Origin of the sequence: Mycobacterium adipatum (assembly GCF_001644575.1) — a bacterium.
Lineage (GTDB): Bacteria > Actinomycetota > Actinomycetes > Mycobacteriales > Mycobacteriaceae > Mycobacterium > Mycobacterium adipatum.
Window position 1 is genome coordinate 4,229,620 of sequence record NZ_CP015596.1, and the last position, 18,316, is coordinate 4,247,935.

Genomic DNA, 18,316 nt, shown 5'->3' on the forward strand with positions numbered 1-18,316 from the left:
TCCAACACGCAAATGGACTATCTGACACGCTGCGCCAGCTCACCTCCACCCTTGAGAAATGGCTGTATGAGTCGGGAGAATTAGCGTCCGGAACTGTTTGGTCCGGATCCGGAGCGAACGCGGGATCCACCGCTATTCAAAGGTCAATTGAGTCTTTGAAAAAGCAGCAACGCAATCTAGTGGGATCGATTACATGGCTTAGACACGTGTCCGAAGTCACCCGGGACGCCAAGCTGGCGATTGCAGCTCGAGTTTCGAGTGCCGAGGACGCGATCGCGGCACTCGAAAGCTCAAACCTCCGCGCCGAAGTACGTCAACAACGGATAGATAGCATCATCGCTGCCGCACACGAAGCAAACGTAGCTGATGTTGCAGCGGCCTCGGCAGGCGCTCGCTTCTCAGATTGGAGCTTGTCAGACGAGCAACACGCGCGGACGCTCGAAGGCCTTGTTCGGGGCAACCCCCCGCCTGCTCCGGCACCTAGAGTCGGTGCTTCAACGCCTAGTTCGACAGTGCCGCCAAATTCGTCGGGACGGCCGGACGAAACGGAGCCTCCGCGTATTTCGACAGTCCGTAATTCCGGCGATCACACGACGGCGGACCCCGAGTCAATGGGTGAAACGCCCACACCTGCGATGCCGATACAAGAAACCGTCGCACCTATATCCGACCAAACGAGTGGGACAACCGACCCTGGATCGGTTGGTGCAGTGCCGCCAGTGGCGCCCACACAACAAACCGTCGCACCCATATCCGACCAATCCAACGCTACGCAGACACCATCGCCGATGCCGGCGCCGCACTCCCCGGTAGCAGGTAACCCCGCGCCAGCGACGAGCCCCCGTGTCACCGGCCAGCCTGCGTTGCCAATTTCCACCGGAAGCGCGCAGGGCGGCATCGGAGGCAGCCCCGCTCCCAGCATCGGTGGCACCCAAGGCCCCAGTGGGATCAGCGGGACCGGTGGGGCCCCGCAGACACCGGCTGCCACCACGGGCGCGGGCGCAGGCCAAGCTCCGGTCAGCACGCCACAGCAAGACTTCCAAAAGGGCTTCGCCGACGTCACGAAGGCCGCAAACGCCAACCCGATGCCGCTGAACCAGACACCGCTGAGCCCCGCGGCACCCGCATCTGCGCCCGCCGCACCGGTCTACCAACAGGCCGACCCGACCGGGTCGACGGCGCCAGCCGCCGCCACCAGCCACAACGCACCGGTAACCAGCGCCCCGGCCCCCGCTACCCCGGCGGCGCCCGCCGCACCCACCGGCGCCCCACCGATGCCGCTGGGCAACCCCTCCACCCCAGCACCCGCCGCACCGGTCCCACCCAGCGCCAGCCCGGCGGGACCCGCGGTAGCCCCGGCATCGACAAACCAAGGCGCCGCAGGCGGCGCCGCCGCGCCCGTCCCGATTTCGGCCGCCCGCGCCGAACGCGATGCCATGGCCGCTGCCGCCACCGCAGGAGCCCTACGCCGCCAAGGAAACAACCCGCGTCAACTCGCCCGCCACATCGGCGCCGCGCTCAACGTCGGCATCACCGACCCCAGCCTGTTCTGGATCACCGCCGTCACCTCCGACGGCCAGATCCTGACCGCCAACAACTACGGTCTGGCCTACATCCCCGAACACGTGCACCTGCCCGAACAGGTCCGCATGGTCACCGCCGACGAATCCATACCCGCCCAGACCCGCGGCACGTGGGCCACCTATCCCCTACTGGCCGTGCAGGAATGGGCCCGCCATCACAACGTCACGTTGCAGGCTGTGGCCGGCACCGAAGAGAACCTCAAAGGGTTCGATCTCGGTGCCGCCCGAGACATCCTCACCCCCGAAGACATGCCCGACAGCGGAAAGATGCAGGGCCGCAACCGGTTGGAGGTCATCGCACCCGAGGTCGCCACCAAACTTGCCGGCATCAGCGCCAGCGGGCTGGCCGAACTGCTGCCGCCCGCACCCGCCGATAACACCCCACCGCCGGACCACCGAATCAACCTGCTGCTCGAGGTCTGCAAGCCGCTGCTCAGCGCGAACCCGGATCGCGCCGGCGCGCACCTGAAAGCCATGATCGCCTACGCCGATCACCTCCAGACCGTAGCGCTCCACCGCGCCCATAACGCCGCGGATGCCGATCTGCAGCGCACCGCCATCGCCGACTGGATTTACTGGCAGCACATCAGCGTGCTCAGCTCCGATGCGCTCAGCACGATGGTGAGCTGAGCAACCAGAGCTACAGGTTGATCGTCGGATCCGTTGACGCGGCCGGGTTCTGCGCGGCCGCCGGCGCCCGCTCGGCGTCGACGTCGCCGGGCGCCGCACCAGCCGGTTCTTCGGCACGGTGCCGTCCGCCCTCGCGCTCAGCGGGCTCATCCTTCTCGCTGAACTGCTCCACCATCTGCTGGACCTGATCGCCCACCTGCTGGGCACCCTGCATTGCCGCCTGGGGCAACGACCCGGCCATCCCGCCGATCTGCTGCGGCACCTGGCCGGCCTGCTGGGCCATCTGCATGGGCATCCCCATCATCCCGCCCATCGCACCCATGCCGCCGCCCGCACTGGGTGAAGCACCTGTCATGCCGGTGGCGGCAGCGGGTGCCGCGGCCCCGGCGCCCAGGCCTGCCGCACCACTGCCGCCGGAACCCGTTGCCGGAGAAGCAACCCCACCGCCGACAGGCTGCTTCATCGTCTGCTCGATCGTGCCCTTGAGGTGGGAGTCGGTACTGAGATACCGACGGGCCGCTTCGACGACGGACTCCGCGGTGCCGATGGCGGCCTGTTTCATCGGCGGCAGACCCTCGATGATCGGTGTCTCGGCCTTGGGTACATCGGCGGCCAACGCCTGCGACAGCGCATCGGAGCCATAGGACGGCGTGAACGGTTCCGGCGCGTCCGGAAGACCCTGGGCGGCGGACAACAGCCGCTGCCCGGCCGCGCCGAGCAACTCGGCGTCCACCTTCAACGGTTCAAGCGTCACAACAACCCCCTCCGACCCCAAAAACGATACCGGAGCCCCGACCGCGTAACGGCACCAAAATCAGCCGGTGGTGGCCAGATCCTGCCCGCGCATCCGTTGCGAGATCACCTGCGTGATGCCGTCACCCTGCATCGTCACGCCGTACAGCGCGTCGGCGATCTCCATCGTGGGCTTCTGGTGGGTGATGACGATCAGCTGGGACTTCTCCCGCAGTTGCTCGAACAGCCCGAGCAGCCGACGCAGGTTCACATCGTCCAGCGCGGCCTCGACCTCGTCCATGATGTAGAACGGCGACGGGCGTGCCCGGAAGATCGCGACCAGCATCGCCACCGCCGTCAACGACTTCTCCCCGCCGGACAGCAGCGACAGCCGCTTGACCTTCTTGCCCGGTGGTCGCGCCTCGACCTCGATGCCCGTGGTCAGCAGGTCGTCGGGGTTGGTCAGCAATAACCGTCCCTCACCGCCGGGGAACAGCGACGCGAACACCTGGGTGAATTCACGCTCCACGTCGGCGTAGGCCTCGGTGAACACCGTCAGGATGCGGGCATCCACATCCTCGATCACGTCCATCAGGTCCTTGCGGGCGCCCTTCACATCCTCCAGCTGAGTGGACAGGAAGTTGTAGCGCTCCTCCAGGGCCGCGAACTCCTCCAGCGCCAGCGGATTGACCCGACCCAACTCGTTGAGCTCACGTTCGGCCTTCTTTGCCCGCCGCTCCTGGGTGGGCCGGTCGAACGGCATCGGCGCCGGCGCGGTGACCTGTTCCCCGCGTTCGCGCGCCTGCTCGTACTCGGCCATCTCCAACTCGGTCGGCGGCAGCGGCACATCCGGCCCGTACTCGGCGATCAAATCCGCTGCTGCCAAACCGAACTGCTCCAGCGCGTGCTGTTCCAGCTGCTCGATGCGCAGTGCCGCTTGGGCTTTGGCGACCTCGTCGCGGTGCAGCGAATCGGTGAGCGCGGTAATCCGGGCGCCCAGTTCGTTGACCTCGGTGCGCGCCCGGTTCAGCGCATCGGAGCGTTGACTGCGCTCGGCGGACAGTTGATCGCGAGTGCGCGAAGCTGCGGCCACGGCCGCGGCCAACCGGGCTGCGACCAGCCGTCCGGACTCGGCGACAGCAATCGCGACGGTCGCGGCGTGCTCACGAGCCTCCCGGGCCCGGGCCGCCCGCAACCGTGACTCACGTTCGGCCGCAGCGGAACGCCGCAGCGAATCCGCCCGTCCCCGAACGGCATTCGCACGCTCCTCCGCGGTGCGCACCGCCAGCCGGGCCTCCACCTCGGTGGCGCGCGCGATCTCCGCGGCCGACGTGAACTCCTGGCGGTCCTCGGTGTCATCGACCTCGAACATCGGCGCCTGCTGCGCGTTGTGCAGCCGGGTCTCCAGTTCGGTCAGTTCCTCGACGGCCGCCGTCCGCCCGGCCTCCAGCTCGGCGCGTTGCTTCATCAACCGTTGCCATTCGGCCTCGGCGTTCCGCGACTCCTGGCCCAGCCGGCCCAGCTGCTCGTAGATCGACGAGATCGCCGCGTCGGATTCGTTCAGCGCGGCCAGCGCTTGCTCGGCCGCATCCTGGCGGGCCGCCTGCTCCTCCTTGGCACCGGCCAAGGCGGCCGTCAGCTCACCGGCCTGACGCTCTACGGTCGCGAGTTCCGTTCGGGCCTTCTCGATTTCGGACGCGATCTCCAGTGTCGACACCTTGCGGTCCGAACCGCCGCTGACCCAGCCTGCCCCCACCAGATCACCATCGGTGGTCGCGACGCGCAATTGCGGACGTTCGGCCACCAGATTCAGCGCCGCCAACAGGTCATCCACCACCGCCACCCCGGCCAGCAAGGCGCTGATCGCGCCGCGCAGCCGTTCGGGCGCCTCGACCAGATCGACCGCCCACTGCCCGCCGGCGGGGAGCGCCTCGCCGTCGTATGCCTGCTGAATCGGCCAGTCGCCGAGCAGGATCGACGCCCGCCCGCCGTCGGCCTCCTTCAGCGCGGCCACGGCGGCGCGTGCGGCGCCGACATTCTCGGCGGCCAACGCGTCGGCCGCCGGGCCGAGCACCGTCGCCACCGCGACCTCGTAGCCGGCGCGTACCCGCACCAGCTTGGCCACCGAACCGAAAAGCCCTGTACCACCGTGGTTTTCCGACAGCCAGGCCGCACCGTCCTTGCGTTCCAGACCCACCGACAGCGCATCGATGCGGGCGTGCAGTGAGGCGGCCTGGCGCTCGGCCGCACGCTCGGCGGCCTGGAGCTCGGCCACCCGTTCGTCGGCGGTGCGCAGCGCGGTGACCGATCGGTCGTGTTGATCGTCGAGACCGACCTCGCCCTCGTCGAGTTCACCGACGCGGGCCTGTACCGTCTCGAATTCGGCTTGGGCCAGCTGCAACCGGGCCGCAGCCTCCTCGATCCGGGCCGAGAGCCGCGTCACCTCGTCGTCGGTGGACTCCACCCGGGTGCGCATGGTGTCGACCTGACCGGACAGCCGGGCCAGCCCCTCGCGCCGGTCGGCCTCGGCGCGCGCGGCCGCCCGGTGCGCCTGCTCGGCGTCGGCCGCGACGCGTTCGCGCTCGGCCAGTTCGGCGCGGGCGTATTCCAGGGCTTCCCGCGAGGCCTCCAACTCGGCCAGCAGCTCCTGCTCGCGGGCGGCAACCTCGTCGGCCTCGGCCTCCAGGGCATCCGGGTCCCGGCCGGCATCCGTCTCGGGTTCGGCGTCGAGCAGCTGGGTGCGATCATTGGCGATCCGCACGGTCGCGCTGACCCGTTCGGCCAGCGCGGACAACCGGAACCAGGTCTGCTGCGCCGCCTCGGCACGTTCGGTCAGCTCGGCGACCGCCGCCTCGTGGGCGGCCAGCTCGACGGTGGCAGCCTCCAACCGGGTGGTCACGTCGTCGTGCTCGCGGCGCAGCGTCGTCTCGGCCTGGTTGGTGTCGTTGAACTCGGTCTGGCGGGTCAGCAAGTCATCGGCGGCCAGCCGCAACCGGGCGTCGCGCAGGTCGGCCTGGATGGTCTGGGCACGGCGCGCCATCTCGGCTTGGCGGCCCAGCGGTTTGAGCTGGCGACGCAGCTCGGTGGTCAGATCGGTGAGCCGCGCCAGGTTGGCCTGCATCGAGTCGAGCTTGCGGACGGCCTTTTCCCGGCGCTTGCGGTGCTTGAGCACCCCGGCGGCTTCCTCGATATAGGCGCGCCGGTCCTCGGGGCGCGACTCCAGGATCTCCGAGAGCTTGCCCTGCCCGACGATGACGTGCATTTCCCGGCCGATGCCGGAGTCGCTGAGCAGCTCCTGCACGTCCATCAGGCGGCAACTGCTGCCGTTGATCTCGTACTCCCCGGCGCCGTCGCGGAACATCCGGCGGGTGATCGACACCTCGTTGTACTCGATGGGCAGCGCGTTGTCGGAGTTGTCGATGGTCAGCGTGACCTCGGCGCGGCCCAGCGGCGCGCGCGAGGAGGTACCGGCGAAGATGACGTCTTCCATCTTGCCGCCGCGCAGCGTTTTGGCACCCTGTTCGCCCATCACCCAGGTCAGGGCATCGACGACGTTGGATTTACCGGATCCGTTGGGCCCGACCACGCAGGTGATGCCGGGTTCGAAGCGCAGAGTCGTGGGCGCGGCGAAGGACTTGAAGCCCTTCAGCGTCAGACTCTTGAGATGCACGAGGTGAAACCCTACCGCCGCGCGGGTTAACGTTCGCTGAAGCCGTCGATCGGGTCGCCCACCGGGAGCCAATCGGCCATCACCGCGTCCACCGTGCCCGGTGTCTGCCCGGATTTCAGGTGGTCCAGCAGCCGCTCACAGTCCGGCCGAGGGCCCTGGGCCACCACGTGCACCCGCCCGTCAGGCCGGTTGGACGCGTACCCGGTGAGCCCCAGCTCCAGCGCGCGGGACCGCGTCCACCAGCGGAAACCCACGCCCTGCACATTGCCGTGCACGTAGGCGCTAAGCCGCACCGGCTGATCCGGGCCGGCGTCAGCCAACGTTGTTCACCTCGAAGGTCACCTCGGTGCCCGACTTCAGGGTGCGCCCGACGGTGCAGACCTGGTCGATGGCGCGTTCGACGACGGTCAGCAGCCGCTTCACCTCGTCCTCGGACATCCCGGACAGATCGACCTCGAGGGTCTCGGCGAGCAGCGGATAGCGCTCCTGCTCGCGGTCGGCCGCCCCGGACACCCGGATGGTGGTGGCGTAATCGTCGCCGAGGCGGCGGCGCAACGGTGCGTCACTGCTCATCCCGCTGCACGCGGCCAGCGCGATCTTCATCAGCTCACCCGGGGTGAATACGCCCTCGACGTCCTCTGACCCGACCAGTACCTCGGCGCCGCGCGTGCTGCGCCCGGTGTAGCGGCGCACGCCGGTCCGCTCGACCCACAGTTCCGTCATTCCGGCGAGTCTACGGAGCCGCGCGTTAGTGTTGAACCACACCACTGAGGAGCCGACGCCGTGACGTACTACCCCCCGCAACAGCCGGGGCCGCCAGAACCCTGGGGTCCGCACCAGCAGGGCTCGTGGGATCCCCAGCAGCAGCCGCAGGCCTATGAGTACCCGGCGTATGACACGCCCGCCCCGGCACAGCCGTACCGCCAGCAGCCCTACAACCAGCAGCCCTACGGCTACGGCGCTCCGCCCCCGGGATACCCGTACGGTTACCCGGCGCAGCCGCCGAAGAAGAGCAACGGCACCTGGTGGCTACTCGGTGGCCTGGCGAGCCTGCTGATCGTGGCGGCGCTGGTGGTCGGCGGGGTGTTCCTGTTGCGGTCCGGCGATCAGATCCTGGTGTCCACCGACGAAGCCCAGATCCAGCAGCTCGTCGAGGACTTCAGCGCCGCCGGCAACACCGGTAAGTTCTCCGAGCTGGGCCAGTACTTCTGCGCCGCCGAGGCCGGGATGTTCGGCGCCCTCGGGGAACTCGGCGACATCCTGGAGGGCATCGACGTACCGCAGGGTGCCCCGACCACCGAGATCACCGCCACCGATATCACAGTCAAAGGGGATGTCGCGTCGGCGAAGATGAATGGCGGCGGCCCGTTCGACACCGCCTACTTCCGCAAGGAATCCGGCGAGTGGAAAGTGTGCATGTCCGCCGCGGTGGAGTTCAGTCAGCGATAGCCACGCGCCGAATACGCGGCCGCGGTTGGCATTTCGGGCAGTAGTAGGACGAGCGGTTCATGAACTTGTCTCGCTGCATCACCGCACCACACCGTCGGCACGCCTGATCGACGCGCCCGTAGGCCTCCAGCGAGCGCTCGAAGTACCCGGATTCGCCGTTGACGTTGACATACAGCGAGTCGAAGGAGGTGCCGCCCTGGCTCAGCGCCCCGGTCATCACCGCTTTGGCGGCGTCGAGCACCTCGGCGAGCTGCCGCTTGGTCAACGCCGACGCCAACCGGGCGCCGTTGATCTTGGCCCGCCAGAGCGCCTCGTCGGCGTAGATGTTGCCGATCCCGGAGACCACCGTCTGGTCGAGCAGTTGGCGCTTGATCTCGGAATGCTTGCGCCGCAACACCGTCACCACGCCGTCGCGGTTGAAATCGGGGTCCAGCGGGTCACGTGCGATATGCGCGACGGGTTCGGGCAGCTCGGTGCCGTCGATGGTCACCAGATCGGTGAGCATCCAACCCCCGAATGTCCGCTGGTCGACGAAGTTCATCGTCATGCCGTTGTCGAGCATGGTGGTGATGCGCAGATGTGACGGGTTGGGCACCGGCCCGAGCAGCATCTGCCCGCTCATGCCCAGGTGCACGACGAGCGCGTCACCACTGGACATGGTGAGCCACAGGTATTTTCCGCGCCGGCCGGTGCCGGTGATGGTGTTGCCGCGCAGCCGGGCGGCAAGGTCGATCGAACCGGCCAGGTGCCGGCGAGACGCACGCGGATGCAGTACCTCGACGTCGGTGATGGTGCGGTCCAGGACGTGCGCGGCCAAACCCCGCCGCACCACCTCGACCTCAGGAAGTTCCGGCATCCCCGGTCTCGTCACTGCCCGAGGCGTCGATGGCGCTCCACGCCGCGGCAGCCGCCTTCAGCTCCGCCTCTTTCTTGGTGCGTCCCACACCGCGCCCGTACTCGCGTTCGGCGACGATGACGATCGCGGTGAATTCCTTGTCGTGGTCCGGCCCTTGCGCGCTCACGGTGTAGCTCGGCGGGCCCAGCCCGCGTGCGACGGACAGCTCCTGCAGGCTGCTCTTCCAGTCCAGCCCGGCACCGAGTGTCGGTGCGGTGTCGAGCAGATCGCTGAACAGCCGCAGGATCGCCTCCCGGGCGACAGCGTTGCCCTGATCCAGATAGATGGCGCCCAGGAGGGATTCGACACCGTCGGCGAGGATGCTGGATTTGTCGGCTCCCCCGGAGCTCTCTTCGCCCTTGCCCAGCAGCAGGTGGTTGCCGAGACCCAATTTGCGCCCGACGTCGGCGAGGGCCTGGGTGTTGACGATGCTGGCGCGCAGCTTGGCCAGATCACCTTCGGGCCGCTCGGGATGGCGGTGGTAGAGCTCCTCGGTGATGGTGAGGCCCAGCACGGCGTCGCCGAGGAACTCCAGGCGCTCGTTGGTGGGCAGGCCACCGTTCTCGTAGGAGTAACTGCGGTGCGTCAGGGCGATGGTGAGCAGATCATCGGGCAACCGCACGCCCAGCGCTTCGATCAGGGAGTCGCGCTCAGCCGTCACTGCCGTCTCCGGCTTGGTCCTTCAGCGCGGCCAGCTTCGCCCAGCGCGGGTCGATCTTGTCGTGCGCGTGCCCCGGCTCGGCGTCTACCAGCGCGACACCGCAGTCCGGGCAGAGCCCGGCACAGTCTTCACGGCACAACGGCGCGAAGGGCAACACCAGTCCGACGGCATCGACAATGGACTGCTCGATGTCGACGCGGTCATCGACGACGTGTCCGACCTCGTCTTCCTCGGTGGTCGCTTCGGTGGTGCTACCCGGGTAGGCGAACAGTTCGGTGATGTCGATGGACACCTCGTCGCCGACCGGCTCCAGGCAACGCACGCATTCGCCGGTGGCGGGCCCGCTGACGGTGCCGGTGACCAGCGCGCCCTCGGAAACCGATTCGATGCGCAGGTCCAGCTCGAGCGGGGCGCCCTGTTCGATGCGGATCAGGTCCAGACCGATGCGCGACGGCGATGGCACCGTCTCGTGCACCTCGATCATCGAGCCCGGCCGACGACCCAGCCGCGAGATGTCGATCGCGAGGGGATTTTTGCCAGCCATGAGCGCGATTCTACTTCGGCGCGGATGCTCAGCCGCCGCCCCGACGCCGATCACCGAGATTTTTAAGTCCGCCACCGCGCCGTAGCCGGTGAGGGCGGTGCTGTCGCGCGGTGGCCGGCCGAGCGGGCGCCGGTGACCGCGTTGCGGGCCGATACTCAGGACCACACGTCGGCTTGCTGCGTAAAGGATGTATACGTGACCGTGAAGTTGCACTGGTTTCTGCCCACCTACGGCGACAGCCGGTTGATTGTCGGCGGCGGGCACGGCACTGCGGCCGGTGCCGCCAGCGGTGACCGCGAGGCGTCCATCGACTACCTGGCCTCCATCGTGCGCGCCGCCGAGCAATTCGGCTTCACCGGTGCGCTCATCCCGACCGGCGCCTGGTGCGAGGACGCGTTCGTCACCGCCGCCCTGCTGGCGCGCGAGACCACCGCATTGGCGTTCCTGGTGGCGTTCCGGCCGGGGCTGGTGAGCCCGACGCTGTCGGCGCAGATGGCCGCCACCTTCGCCCGGCACGCCCCCGGACGCCTCTTGCTCAACGTCGTCGTCGGGGGTGAGGCGCACGAACAGCGCGCCTTCGGTGACCATCTGGACAAGGATGCCCGCTACGCCCGCGCCGACGAGTTCCTCGAGGTGGTGCGCCGACTGTGGGCCGGTGAGACGGTCAGCCTGGACGGCGAGTACGTCAAGGTCGAGCAGGCCGCCCTGGCGGTGCCGCCCAATCCGGTGCCACCGCTGTATTTCGGGGGCAGTTCCGCGGCCGCCGGTCCGGTCGCCGCGCGCCATGCCGATGTGTACCTCACCTGGGGTGAGCCGCCCGCTGCGGTCGCCGAGAAGATCGCCTGGATCCGCGCGGAAGCCGCCGCGCAGGGGCGCACGGTGCGCTTCGGTATCCGGCTGCACACCATCTCCCGGGACACCGCACAAGAGGCGTGGGCGCAGGCCGACAAGCTGGTCGGTGCGTTGGACGAGGAGACCGTGCAGGCCGCCCAGGCGGGTCTGGCGCGCAGCCAGTCCGAGGGCCAGCGACGGATGCTGGCGCTGCACGAAGCCAACCGGGCGGACGGAACCTGGAGTGACGCGCGCAGTTTGGAGATCGCGCCGAACCTGTGGTCCGGGGTCGGGCTGGTGCGCGGCGGGGCGGGCACCGCGCTGGTGGGCAGTCATTCCGAGGTGGCCGACCGGATCGCCGAGTACGCCGCGATCGGTATCGACGAGTTCATCTTCTCCGGCTACCCGCACCTGGAGGAACTGTTCTGGTTCGGTGAGGGCGTGGTGCCGATCCTGCGGCAGCGCGGCCTGTTCAATGTGGGATCCACGGATTCGCCGACAGCGCCCGGTGTCTCGATTCCGTTCGTCGGATCGACGCGCTAACGGCACAGGCACCTCGGCGTAATCTCGCGGAAATCCCCGCATGGTTTCCTCACATCAGACGTTGTTTCATGTGAGAGATCATGATGGAGGTTCTGTGACGAGTACGGCCGCGCCCATCTTTCAGGTGACCTCGGGTTTCTGGGAGTCCCTTCCGCAGATGTCCCTCGAGCAGTACCCGGGAACCGAGGGTTTCATCGATGATGTCTACGCCAACCCCGACGGCGTGCCCATGTGTTCGGGCTACTTCGAGCTGCGCAATACCGATGCGCCGCTTGACTATTACTACGCCTACGACGAGATGAAGGTCGTCCTCGAAGGCGAATTCCGGTTGGAGAACCCGGACACCGGCCAGGTGCAGATCGCGCGGGCCAAGGACGCGATCTTCTTTCCGAAAGGGTCGCGCATCCTGTTCTCCACCCCGGACCATGCGCTGGCGTTCTACGTCGGCTACCGGTCGTTCGCCCCCTGATCCCGCCGCCGGAACCCGGCATGATCGAACGATTTCGGGTGGCACCCGGCGCGGTCGTCGCGGTGACGGTCACCGGTGGCGACCGCTTCGAGGTGATCGACCGGTACGGGCGTCAACCCGTGGAGATGACGGTGCTCGCCGCCGATCCCCGGGCCGTCTGTCCATCGGCACCGGACTCCCCCGCCACCGTGCTGCGCAGCCTGGTGGCCGGACCGGATGAGAACGGCTACGCCGCCGGGCGCATCCTGGCGCTGCTGTCCCGCCACGTCGACCAGGACCGGGCCCGGGCCACCCGGTTGTTCGACACCGACTCCGCAGCTGGTTCCCGGCTCGGCTTCGCCGTCGACGGCGATGCGGTGGTGCTGATCGCCGCGCCCGCTGACCCGATGGACATTTCGGTCGACGAACCGAATCCGCCGTCGGAGGTGATGGTCGACGTGCACCGGGCCCGCCCGATGCCTGTCGGGCAACGGGAGCTGCCCGCACCGCTGGCCGAACCCCTATGGGACATGCGCATCGATGCCTGCACCGCGTCGTCCTATGAGATCCGGGCCGGGCAGTTCGTCCAGATCATCGATGTGCAGGGCCGGCAGTGTTCCGATTTCCTGGCCTTCGATGCCCGCGGTCTCGTCGCCGGCCGCGAGTACGGTCTGGACGCCACCACCACCCGCACCATCGGCGGCGGCGCGTACCCACAGCCCGGGCTGTTCGGCAAGTTCTTCGACGGCCGGGCACAGCCCCTCGTCGAGGTGGTCCGCGACACCGTGGGCAGGCACGACACCTTCGCGCTGGCCTGCACCGCCAAGTACTACGCCGATTTCGGATACCCCGGGCATGTCAACTGCACCGACAACTTCAATGCCACGCTGTCGCGGTTCGGGGTGTCCGCCCGCACCGGCTGGCCGGCGCTGAACCTGTTCTACAACACGGCCTTCGACGCCGCGCATCAGCTGACGTCCGATGAGCCGTGGTCGCGGCCCGGCGATTACGTGATGCTGCGGGCCTGCACCGACCTGGTGTGCGCATCGTCGGCCTGCCCGGACGATATCGACCCCGCCAACGGCTGGACACCCACCGACATCCACATCCGCGTCTACGACTCCACCAGGAGGTTCTCTGTGGCGGTGGGACACCGACTGACCCCGGACTCCGAACCCGTGCTGACCAAGCCCACCGCATTCGCGGCCAGGACCGGTGCACTGACCTCCAATTTCACCGAGTACCAGGGCTACTGGCTGCCCAACAGCTTTGACAGTCACGGACCGCAGCAGGAGTACTGGGCGTGTCGGGAACGTGTCGCGGTGATGGATCTTTCGGCGCTGCGCAAGTTCGAGGTCACCGGCCCCGACGCCGAAGCCCTGCTGCAGGCCACGTTGACCCGCGATATCCGGCGGCTGTCCCGCGGGCAGGTGGTGTACTCGGCGATGTGCACCGAGTCCGGCGGTGTCATCGACGACTGCACGGTGCTGCGGCTGAGCGACACCAATTTTCGGTTCATCGGCGGTGACCCGCACGACGGACTCTGGTTACGCACCCAGGCCGAACGGCTCGGGTTGCACCAGGTATGGATCAAGGACTCCACCGACCAGATGCACAACATCGCCGTGCAGGGGCCGGCCAGTCGTGACGTGCTTGCCGGGTTGATCTGGTCTGCGCCGACCCAGCCCGACCTGGGTGACCTGGGATGGTTCCGGTTCCTGATCGGCCGCCTCGGGGGTCCCGACGGGATTGCGCTGTTGGTGTCGCGCACCGGGTACTCCGGGGAACTCGGCTATGAGCTGTGGGTGCACCCCCGTGACGCCGAAACCCTCTGGGACGCCGTGTGGCTGGCCGGTGAGCCGCACGGCCTGGTGCCGTTGGGGATGGAGGCGCTGGAGATGCTGCGCGTCGAGTCGGGCCTGATCGCGGCGGGTCACGAGTTCGACGATCAGATCGACCCGTTCGAAGCCGGTATCGGGTTCACCGTCCCGCTGAAGTCCAAGTCCGACGATTTCGTCGGCCGCGCGGCACTTGTCGAACGCAAGGCGCACCCGCAGCGGGCGCTGGTCGGCCTTCGGCTCGACGGCAACGAGACCGCCGCGCACGGAGACGGTGTGCACATCGGTCGCGTCCAGGTCGGCGTGATTACCAGCGGTGTGCGCTCACCGATTCTGGGCACCAGCATCGCGTTGTGCCGCATGGCCATCCAACACACCGAGCCCGGCACCCGGGTGGAGATCGGCAAGCTCGACGGATACCGCAAGCGCATCGGCGCCACCGTGACGACCTTCCCCTTCTACGACCCCGACAAGACCCGCCCTCGATCATGACGTCCTTGAGGAGACCACGATGACCAGAACCGCCGTGATCGGCGCCGGCCCCTGCGGGCTGGCCCAGTTGCACGCCTTCGAGCAGGCCCGCCAGGGCGGCGTCGACATCGGCGAGGTGGTGTGCTTCGAGAAGCAGAGCGACTGGGGCGGGCTGTGGAACTACACCTGGCGCACGGGGTTGGACGCCCACGGAGATCCTGTGCACGGCAGCATGTATCGCTACCTGTGGTCCAACGGTCCCAAGGAGTGCCTGGAGTTCGCCGACTACAGCTTCGATGAGCACTTCGGCGGGCCGATCCCGTCGTTCCCGCCACGCGAGGTGCTCTACGACTACATCGTCGGGCGGGCCAAGAAGAGCAATGTGCGCCAGTTCATCCAATTCGACACCGCCGTGCGCGAGATCAGCTATGAGGCGGACACGTTCAGTGTCACGGTCGAATCATGGGAGAACGGCCCCGGCGTGCTGCGCACCGAGACCTTCGACCACGTGATCGTCGCGACCGGACACTTCTCGATGCCCTACGTGCCGGAGTATCCCGGGTTCGAATCCTTCCCGGGCCGCATCCTGCACTCGCACGACTTCCGGGATGCCGTCGAGTTCGCCGGGAAGAACCTGCTGATCCTGGGCAGCAGCTATTCGGCCGAAGACATTGCGCTGCAGTCCCTGAAGTACGGCGCCGCGTCCATCACGATCGCCTACCGCAACGCGCCGATGGGTTTCGGCTGGCCCGAGGGCATCACCGAGGTTCCTGCGCTGCGGCATCTCGAGGGTCGGACCGCGCACTTCGCCGACGGCACCCGTCGCGATGTCGACGCGATCATCCTGTGCACCGGATACCAGCACCACTTCCCGTTCATCGACCCCGATCTGCGACTGGTGACCGCGAACAATCTGTATCCGGCCGGGCTGTACAAGGGCGTGGTGTCCACGGCCAACCCGAAGCTGCTGTACCTGGGCATGCAGGACCAGTACTACACCTTCAACATGTTCGACGCGCAGGCGTTCGTCGCGCGTGACGTCGTGCTGGGCCGGTTGCCGCTGCCCACCGCCGAGGCGATGGCCGATGATGTCGACGCGTGGCTGACCATGTATGCCGCCGTCGACACCGTCATGGAGCAGATCGATTTCCAGACCGCCTACGTGCGGGATCTGATGGCGCTCACCGACTACCCGGCGTTCGATCTCGACATGGTGCGCAGGCACTTCGTCACCTGGGAGCACGACAAGGACGAGAGCATCACCGGCTACCGCGACAAGTCGTTCGCCTCGCCGTGTACCGGAACGGTCGGGCCGATACCCAGTTCCACCTGGTGGGAGGAACTCGACGACAGCCTGGCGCGGTTCCTCGCTCGATAGAATCCCACTGAGCCCAACGGGTGCCCGGGCCGCGGTGCGCAGGGCATGATCCCGAGGTGACTCGACGGCTATCTGCGATCGCGACCCGTGCGGCGAACATCGCCGATATCGACCATGCGTTGGCGGTGGCCGCCGAACTCTCTGCAACGTTCGCCGAGGGAGCGGCGGCACGCGATGGCGACCGCGTGTTGCCACACGCTCAGGTGCGGGCGCTGAAACACTCCGGGCTGCTGACGCTGTCGGTTCCGGTCGCACACGGCGGCCTCGCCGCACCGGCGTCGGTACTGGCCGAAGTGTTCCGCCTGCTGGCGCACGGCGACCCGTCGCTGGCACAGATCCCGCATTCGCACTACACCTTCCTGGAAGCGCTGCGACTTCAGGGCACCGCGACCCAACAGGCGTTCTTCTACGAAAAGGTCATGCAGGGTGCGCTTTTCGCCAACGCCCAGTCCGAAAGAGGACCATATCCGGTCGACGTGGACGCCACCACGTTGGTGCGCGACGGTGAGCACTACCTGCTGGAGGGTCGCAAATACTATTGCACCGGCGCCCTGTTCGCCGACTGGGTGATCGTTCGGGCGTCGGTGCCCGGGCGTCCCGGCGACACCCCCACATCGTCGACCCCGAAGGCGCTGGCCTTCGTGCCCGCCGGCACCGCGGGATTGGAGGTCGTCGACGATTGGGACGGGATGGGACAGCGCACCACCGCCTCGGGCACCGTCACCCTCGACGGGGTGCGGGTGCCGGCCGAGCGGGTGGTGGCGTTCACCCCGATCTTCGGCGCGCCCAGTGTGTACGGGGCGCGGGCCCAACTGTTGCACGCCGCACTCGATGTCGGGATCGCCACCGCCGCGCTGGCCGAAGGCGTCCGGCAGGTCGGCAAGGCACGCCCGCATTTCGAGGCAGGGGTGGATACCGCCGCCGATGATCCGACGGTTGTGCAGCTGGCCGGTGAGCTCACCGTCACGGTCCGTGGCGCTCAGGCGCTGCTGGCCGAGGCCGGTCGTGCCGTCGATGCCGCCGCCACCGACCTCGACTCCGAGCGCGCCGCCGCGGCTTCGGTGGCCGTCGGAGTAGCCAAGGTGGCGGCCGCGCGGGCGTCGCTGGAGGCGTCGAGCGCGCTGTTCGAACTGGGCGGCACCCGCAGTGCGTCCGGTGCGGCAAACCTGTCGCGCTACTGGCGCGACGCCCGCACCCACACGCTGCACGACGCTACCCGCTGGAAGCTGCAGCACATCGGCCGCTACACCCTGTCGGGGACGAAACCGCCCCGGCACGGCCAGCTTTGAGGGCTGCCCGGGTGGGCTACCGGGTTGCGTAGTCGTGTGTCCCGGCTGCAGTGCGCAGCTGGTGGCGGCCACGGCTCACCGAACGGAGCGTGCCGTTGAGGTAGTCCTCGAATTCGGCGAGCTTGCTGTCGACGTAGATATCGCATTCGCCGCGCAACCGGTCGGCCTCGGCGTGCGCGGTGTCGACCAGCCGGGTGGCCTCACTGGTGGCGGTCTGCACGATCTCGGTCTGCGACACCAGGCGCTGCTGCTCCTTGATGCCTTCCTGCACCGCCTTCTCATAGGAGATGTTGCCGTTCTCGATCAGACGGTCGGCCTCGGCCTTGGCGCGGCCGGTGGTGGCCTCGTACTCGCGCTTGGCGGTCGACGCGATGCGGCCGGCTTCCTCGCGGGCCTCGGCGACCATCCGCTCGCTGTGCGCACGCGCCTCGGCGACCATCCGGTCGGCCTGGGACTTCGCGTCGGCCAGCAGGCGATCGGCCTCGCCGCGGGCGTGGTTGACCATGGAGTCGGCCTCTGCCGACGCCGTGGCCACCATGGACTGCGAGTGGTCCTTGGCCTCATTCAGCATCGCGTCGCGGGCATCCAGCACGTCCTGGGCGTCGTCGAGCTCACCCGGGATGGCGTCCTTGATGTCGTCGAGCAGTTCCAGAACATCGCCGCGCGGCACCATGCACCCGGCCGTCATCGGCACGCCACGGGCCTCTTCCACGATTGCGCTGAGTTCGTCAAGCGCCTCAAACACTCGATACACGGCAACACCCTCCAGGCGTAGTTGTTAGTGACCAGTGTGCCTGGTGTTACGCCTGTGACTCGGCTTTCCCGGTCGGTGTGTCGCGTAACAGTGCCGTGACGGGGCGGAGCTCTCAGCCCTTGAGCTTCTCGCGCAGCCGCGCGTTCACCGGCGCGGGCAACAGGTCGGCCACGTCGCCGCCGAGCTGCGCGACCTCCTTGGCCAGCGAGGACGACACGAACGAATACTGCGGTGTGGTCGCGACGAAGAAGGTGTCCACGCCGGCGACATGCTTGTTCATCTGTGCCATCTGCAGCTCGTACTCGAAGTCGGTGCCGGTGCGCAGGCCCTTGACGATGGCGGTGAGGCCCCGTTGCTTGGCGAAGTCGACCACCAGGCCGGAGCCGGACTCGACGCGCAGATTCGCCAGGTGCGTCGTCGACTCGCGGATCAGTTCGATGCGCTCGTCGGCACTGAACATCCCCTTCTTGTTCGGGTTCACCAGCACGGCCACCACGACCTCGTCGAACTGGGCGGCCGCCCGCTCGAAGACATCGAGATGACCGAGGGTGACGGGGTCGAATGATCCGGGACATACAGCGCCACTCATGGACGAAGACG

General features: G+C 68.0%; 16 protein-coding genes. 7 read left to right on the forward strand and 9 right to left on the reverse strand.

Annotated elements, in window-relative coordinates; all coding sequences use genetic code 11:
• The first annotated feature begins 863 nt into the window (after window positions 1-863).
• Window positions 864-2,213: a hypothetical protein gene (locus A7U43_RS20080; protein ID WP_231963780.1), complete on the forward strand. Its 1,350-nt coding sequence runs from the start codon at window positions 864-866 to the stop codon at window positions 2,211-2,213.
• A gap of 10 nt (window positions 2,214-2,223) precedes the next feature.
• Here A7U43_RS20080 and A7U43_RS20085 read toward each other — a convergent pair whose 3' ends face one another.
• Genes A7U43_RS20085 through A7U43_RS20100 form a run of 4 tightly spaced genes read right to left on the reverse strand, consistent with a single transcriptional unit; the run spans window position 2,224 to window position 7,338 of the window.
• Entirely contained in the window at window positions 2,224-2,967 is a 744-nt protein-coding gene (locus tag A7U43_RS20085; RefSeq protein WP_067998738.1) for a hypothetical protein, read from the reverse strand.
• A gap of 60 nt (window positions 2,968-3,027) precedes the next feature.
• Window positions 3,028-6,615 carry a chromosome segregation protein SMC gene (smc, locus tag A7U43_RS20090; protein ID WP_067998740.1) on the reverse strand — a complete coding sequence of 1,196 codons (3,588 nt, stop codon included), beginning with the start codon at window positions 6,613-6,615 and terminating at the stop codon, window positions 3,028-3,030.
• A gap of 26 nt (window positions 6,616-6,641) precedes the next feature.
• Window positions 6,642-6,935 carry an acylphosphatase gene (locus A7U43_RS20095; RefSeq protein WP_197499878.1) on the reverse strand — a complete coding sequence of 98 codons (294 nt, stop codon included), beginning with the start codon at window positions 6,933-6,935 and terminating at the stop codon, window positions 6,642-6,644.
• Entirely contained in the window at window positions 6,928-7,338 is a 411-nt protein-coding gene (locus A7U43_RS20100; protein ID WP_067998742.1) for an OsmC family protein, read from the reverse strand. The genes A7U43_RS20095 and A7U43_RS20100 overlap by 8 nt, the downstream gene beginning before the upstream one ends.
• 60 nt (window positions 7,339-7,398) lie before the next feature.
• On the opposite strand from A7U43_RS20100, the gene A7U43_RS20105 reads away from it, so the two are divergent.
• Complete coding sequence (locus A7U43_RS20105; RefSeq protein WP_067998744.1) at window positions 7,399-8,064, forward strand: Rv0361 family membrane protein; 666 nt, start codon at window positions 7,399-7,401, stop codon at window positions 8,062-8,064.
• Here the strand turns inward: A7U43_RS20105 and mutM are convergent.
• The 3 genes from mutM to A7U43_RS20120 are packed head-to-tail and all read right to left on the reverse strand — an operon-like array spanning window position 8,051 to window position 10,164.
• A complete protein-coding gene (mutM, locus tag A7U43_RS20110) occupies window positions 8,051-8,920 on the reverse strand; it encodes a bifunctional DNA-formamidopyrimidine glycosylase/DNA-(apurinic or apyrimidinic site) lyase (RefSeq protein ID WP_067998746.1) in 870 nt (289 codons plus the stop codon). The two genes, A7U43_RS20105 and mutM, sit on opposite strands and share 14 nt — an antisense overlap.
• Window positions 8,904-9,620: a ribonuclease III gene (gene rnc / locus A7U43_RS20115; RefSeq protein WP_067998748.1), complete on the reverse strand. Its 717-nt coding sequence runs from the start codon at window positions 9,618-9,620 to the stop codon at window positions 8,904-8,906. Before rnc ends, mutM begins: the two co-directional genes overlap by 17 nt.
• Entirely contained in the window at window positions 9,610-10,164 is a 555-nt protein-coding gene (locus tag A7U43_RS20120) for a YceD family protein (RefSeq protein WP_068003260.1), read from the reverse strand. Before A7U43_RS20120 ends, rnc begins: the two co-directional genes overlap by 11 nt.
• A 195-nt stretch (window positions 10,165-10,359) precedes the next feature.
• On the opposite strand from A7U43_RS20120, the gene A7U43_RS20125 reads away from it, so the two are divergent.
• The 5 genes from A7U43_RS20125 (at window position 10,360) to A7U43_RS20145 (ending at window position 16,962) form a co-directional block, all read left to right on the forward strand.
• Window positions 10,360-11,538 carry an LLM class flavin-dependent oxidoreductase gene (locus tag A7U43_RS20125; protein WP_067998750.1) on the forward strand — a complete coding sequence of 393 codons (1,179 nt, stop codon included), beginning with the start codon at window positions 10,360-10,362 and terminating at the stop codon, window positions 11,536-11,538.
• Between the two features lie 94 nt (window positions 11,539-11,632).
• Window positions 11,633-12,007, forward strand: coding sequence for a cupin domain-containing protein (locus tag A7U43_RS20130; protein ID WP_067998752.1), 375 nt, complete (start codon window positions 11,633-11,635; stop codon window positions 12,005-12,007).
• Window positions 12,008-12,027: 20 nt separating this feature from the next.
• A complete protein-coding gene (locus tag A7U43_RS20135; protein WP_067998754.1) occupies window positions 12,028-14,316 on the forward strand; it encodes a DUF1989 domain-containing protein in 2,289 nt (762 codons plus the stop codon).
• Between the two features lie 19 nt (window positions 14,317-14,335).
• Window positions 14,336-15,673: a flavin-containing monooxygenase gene (locus tag A7U43_RS20140; RefSeq protein ID WP_067998756.1), complete on the forward strand. Its 1,338-nt coding sequence runs from the start codon at window positions 14,336-14,338 to the stop codon at window positions 15,671-15,673.
• A 56-nt stretch (window positions 15,674-15,729) separates the two neighbouring features.
• Complete coding sequence (locus tag A7U43_RS20145) at window positions 15,730-16,962, forward strand: SfnB family sulfur acquisition oxidoreductase (RefSeq protein ID WP_231963360.1); 1,233 nt, start codon at window positions 15,730-15,732, stop codon at window positions 16,960-16,962.
• A 16-nt stretch (window positions 16,963-16,978) separates the two neighbouring features.
• Here the strand turns inward: A7U43_RS20145 and sepIVA are convergent, their stop codons facing one another.
• Together sepIVA and coaD are read right to left on the reverse strand one after the other, a co-directional pair.
• Window positions 16,979-17,716 carry a cell division protein SepIVA gene (sepIVA, locus tag A7U43_RS20150; protein WP_067998759.1) on the reverse strand — a complete coding sequence of 246 codons (738 nt, stop codon included), beginning with the start codon at window positions 17,714-17,716 and terminating at the stop codon, window positions 16,979-16,981.
• Window positions 17,717-17,828: 112 nt separating this feature from the next.
• On the reverse strand, window positions 17,829-18,305 hold the full coding sequence (coaD, locus tag A7U43_RS20155) for a pantetheine-phosphate adenylyltransferase (RefSeq protein WP_067998761.1): 477 nt from the start codon (window positions 18,303-18,305) through the stop codon (window positions 17,829-17,831).
• Window positions 18,306-18,316 lie beyond the last annotated feature (11 nt).

Excerpts from the sequence above, each read along its gene's own strand:
- A7U43_RS20135 (WP_067998754.1), top strand. The coding sequence starts at position 12,028 with ATGATCGAACGATTTCGGGTGGCACCCGGCGCGGTCGTCGCGGTGACG.
- A7U43_RS20100 (WP_067998742.1), bottom strand. The coding sequence starts at position 7,338 with ATGACGGAACTGTGGGTCGAGCGGACCGGCGTGCGCCGCTACACCGGG.
- coaD (WP_067998761.1), bottom strand. The coding sequence starts at position 18,305 with ATGAGTGGCGCTGTATGTCCCGGATCATTCGACCCCGTCACCCTCGGT.
- A7U43_RS20140 (WP_067998756.1), top strand. The coding sequence starts at position 14,336 with ATGACCAGAACCGCCGTGATCGGCGCCGGCCCCTGCGGGCTGGCCCAG.
- A7U43_RS20120 (WP_068003260.1), bottom strand. The coding sequence starts at position 10,164 with ATGGCTGGCAAAAATCCCCTCGCGATCGACATCTCGCGGCTGGGTCGT.
- mutM (WP_067998746.1), bottom strand. The coding sequence starts at position 8,920 with ATGCCGGAACTTCCTGAGGTCGAGGTGGTGCGGCGGGGTTTGGCCGCG.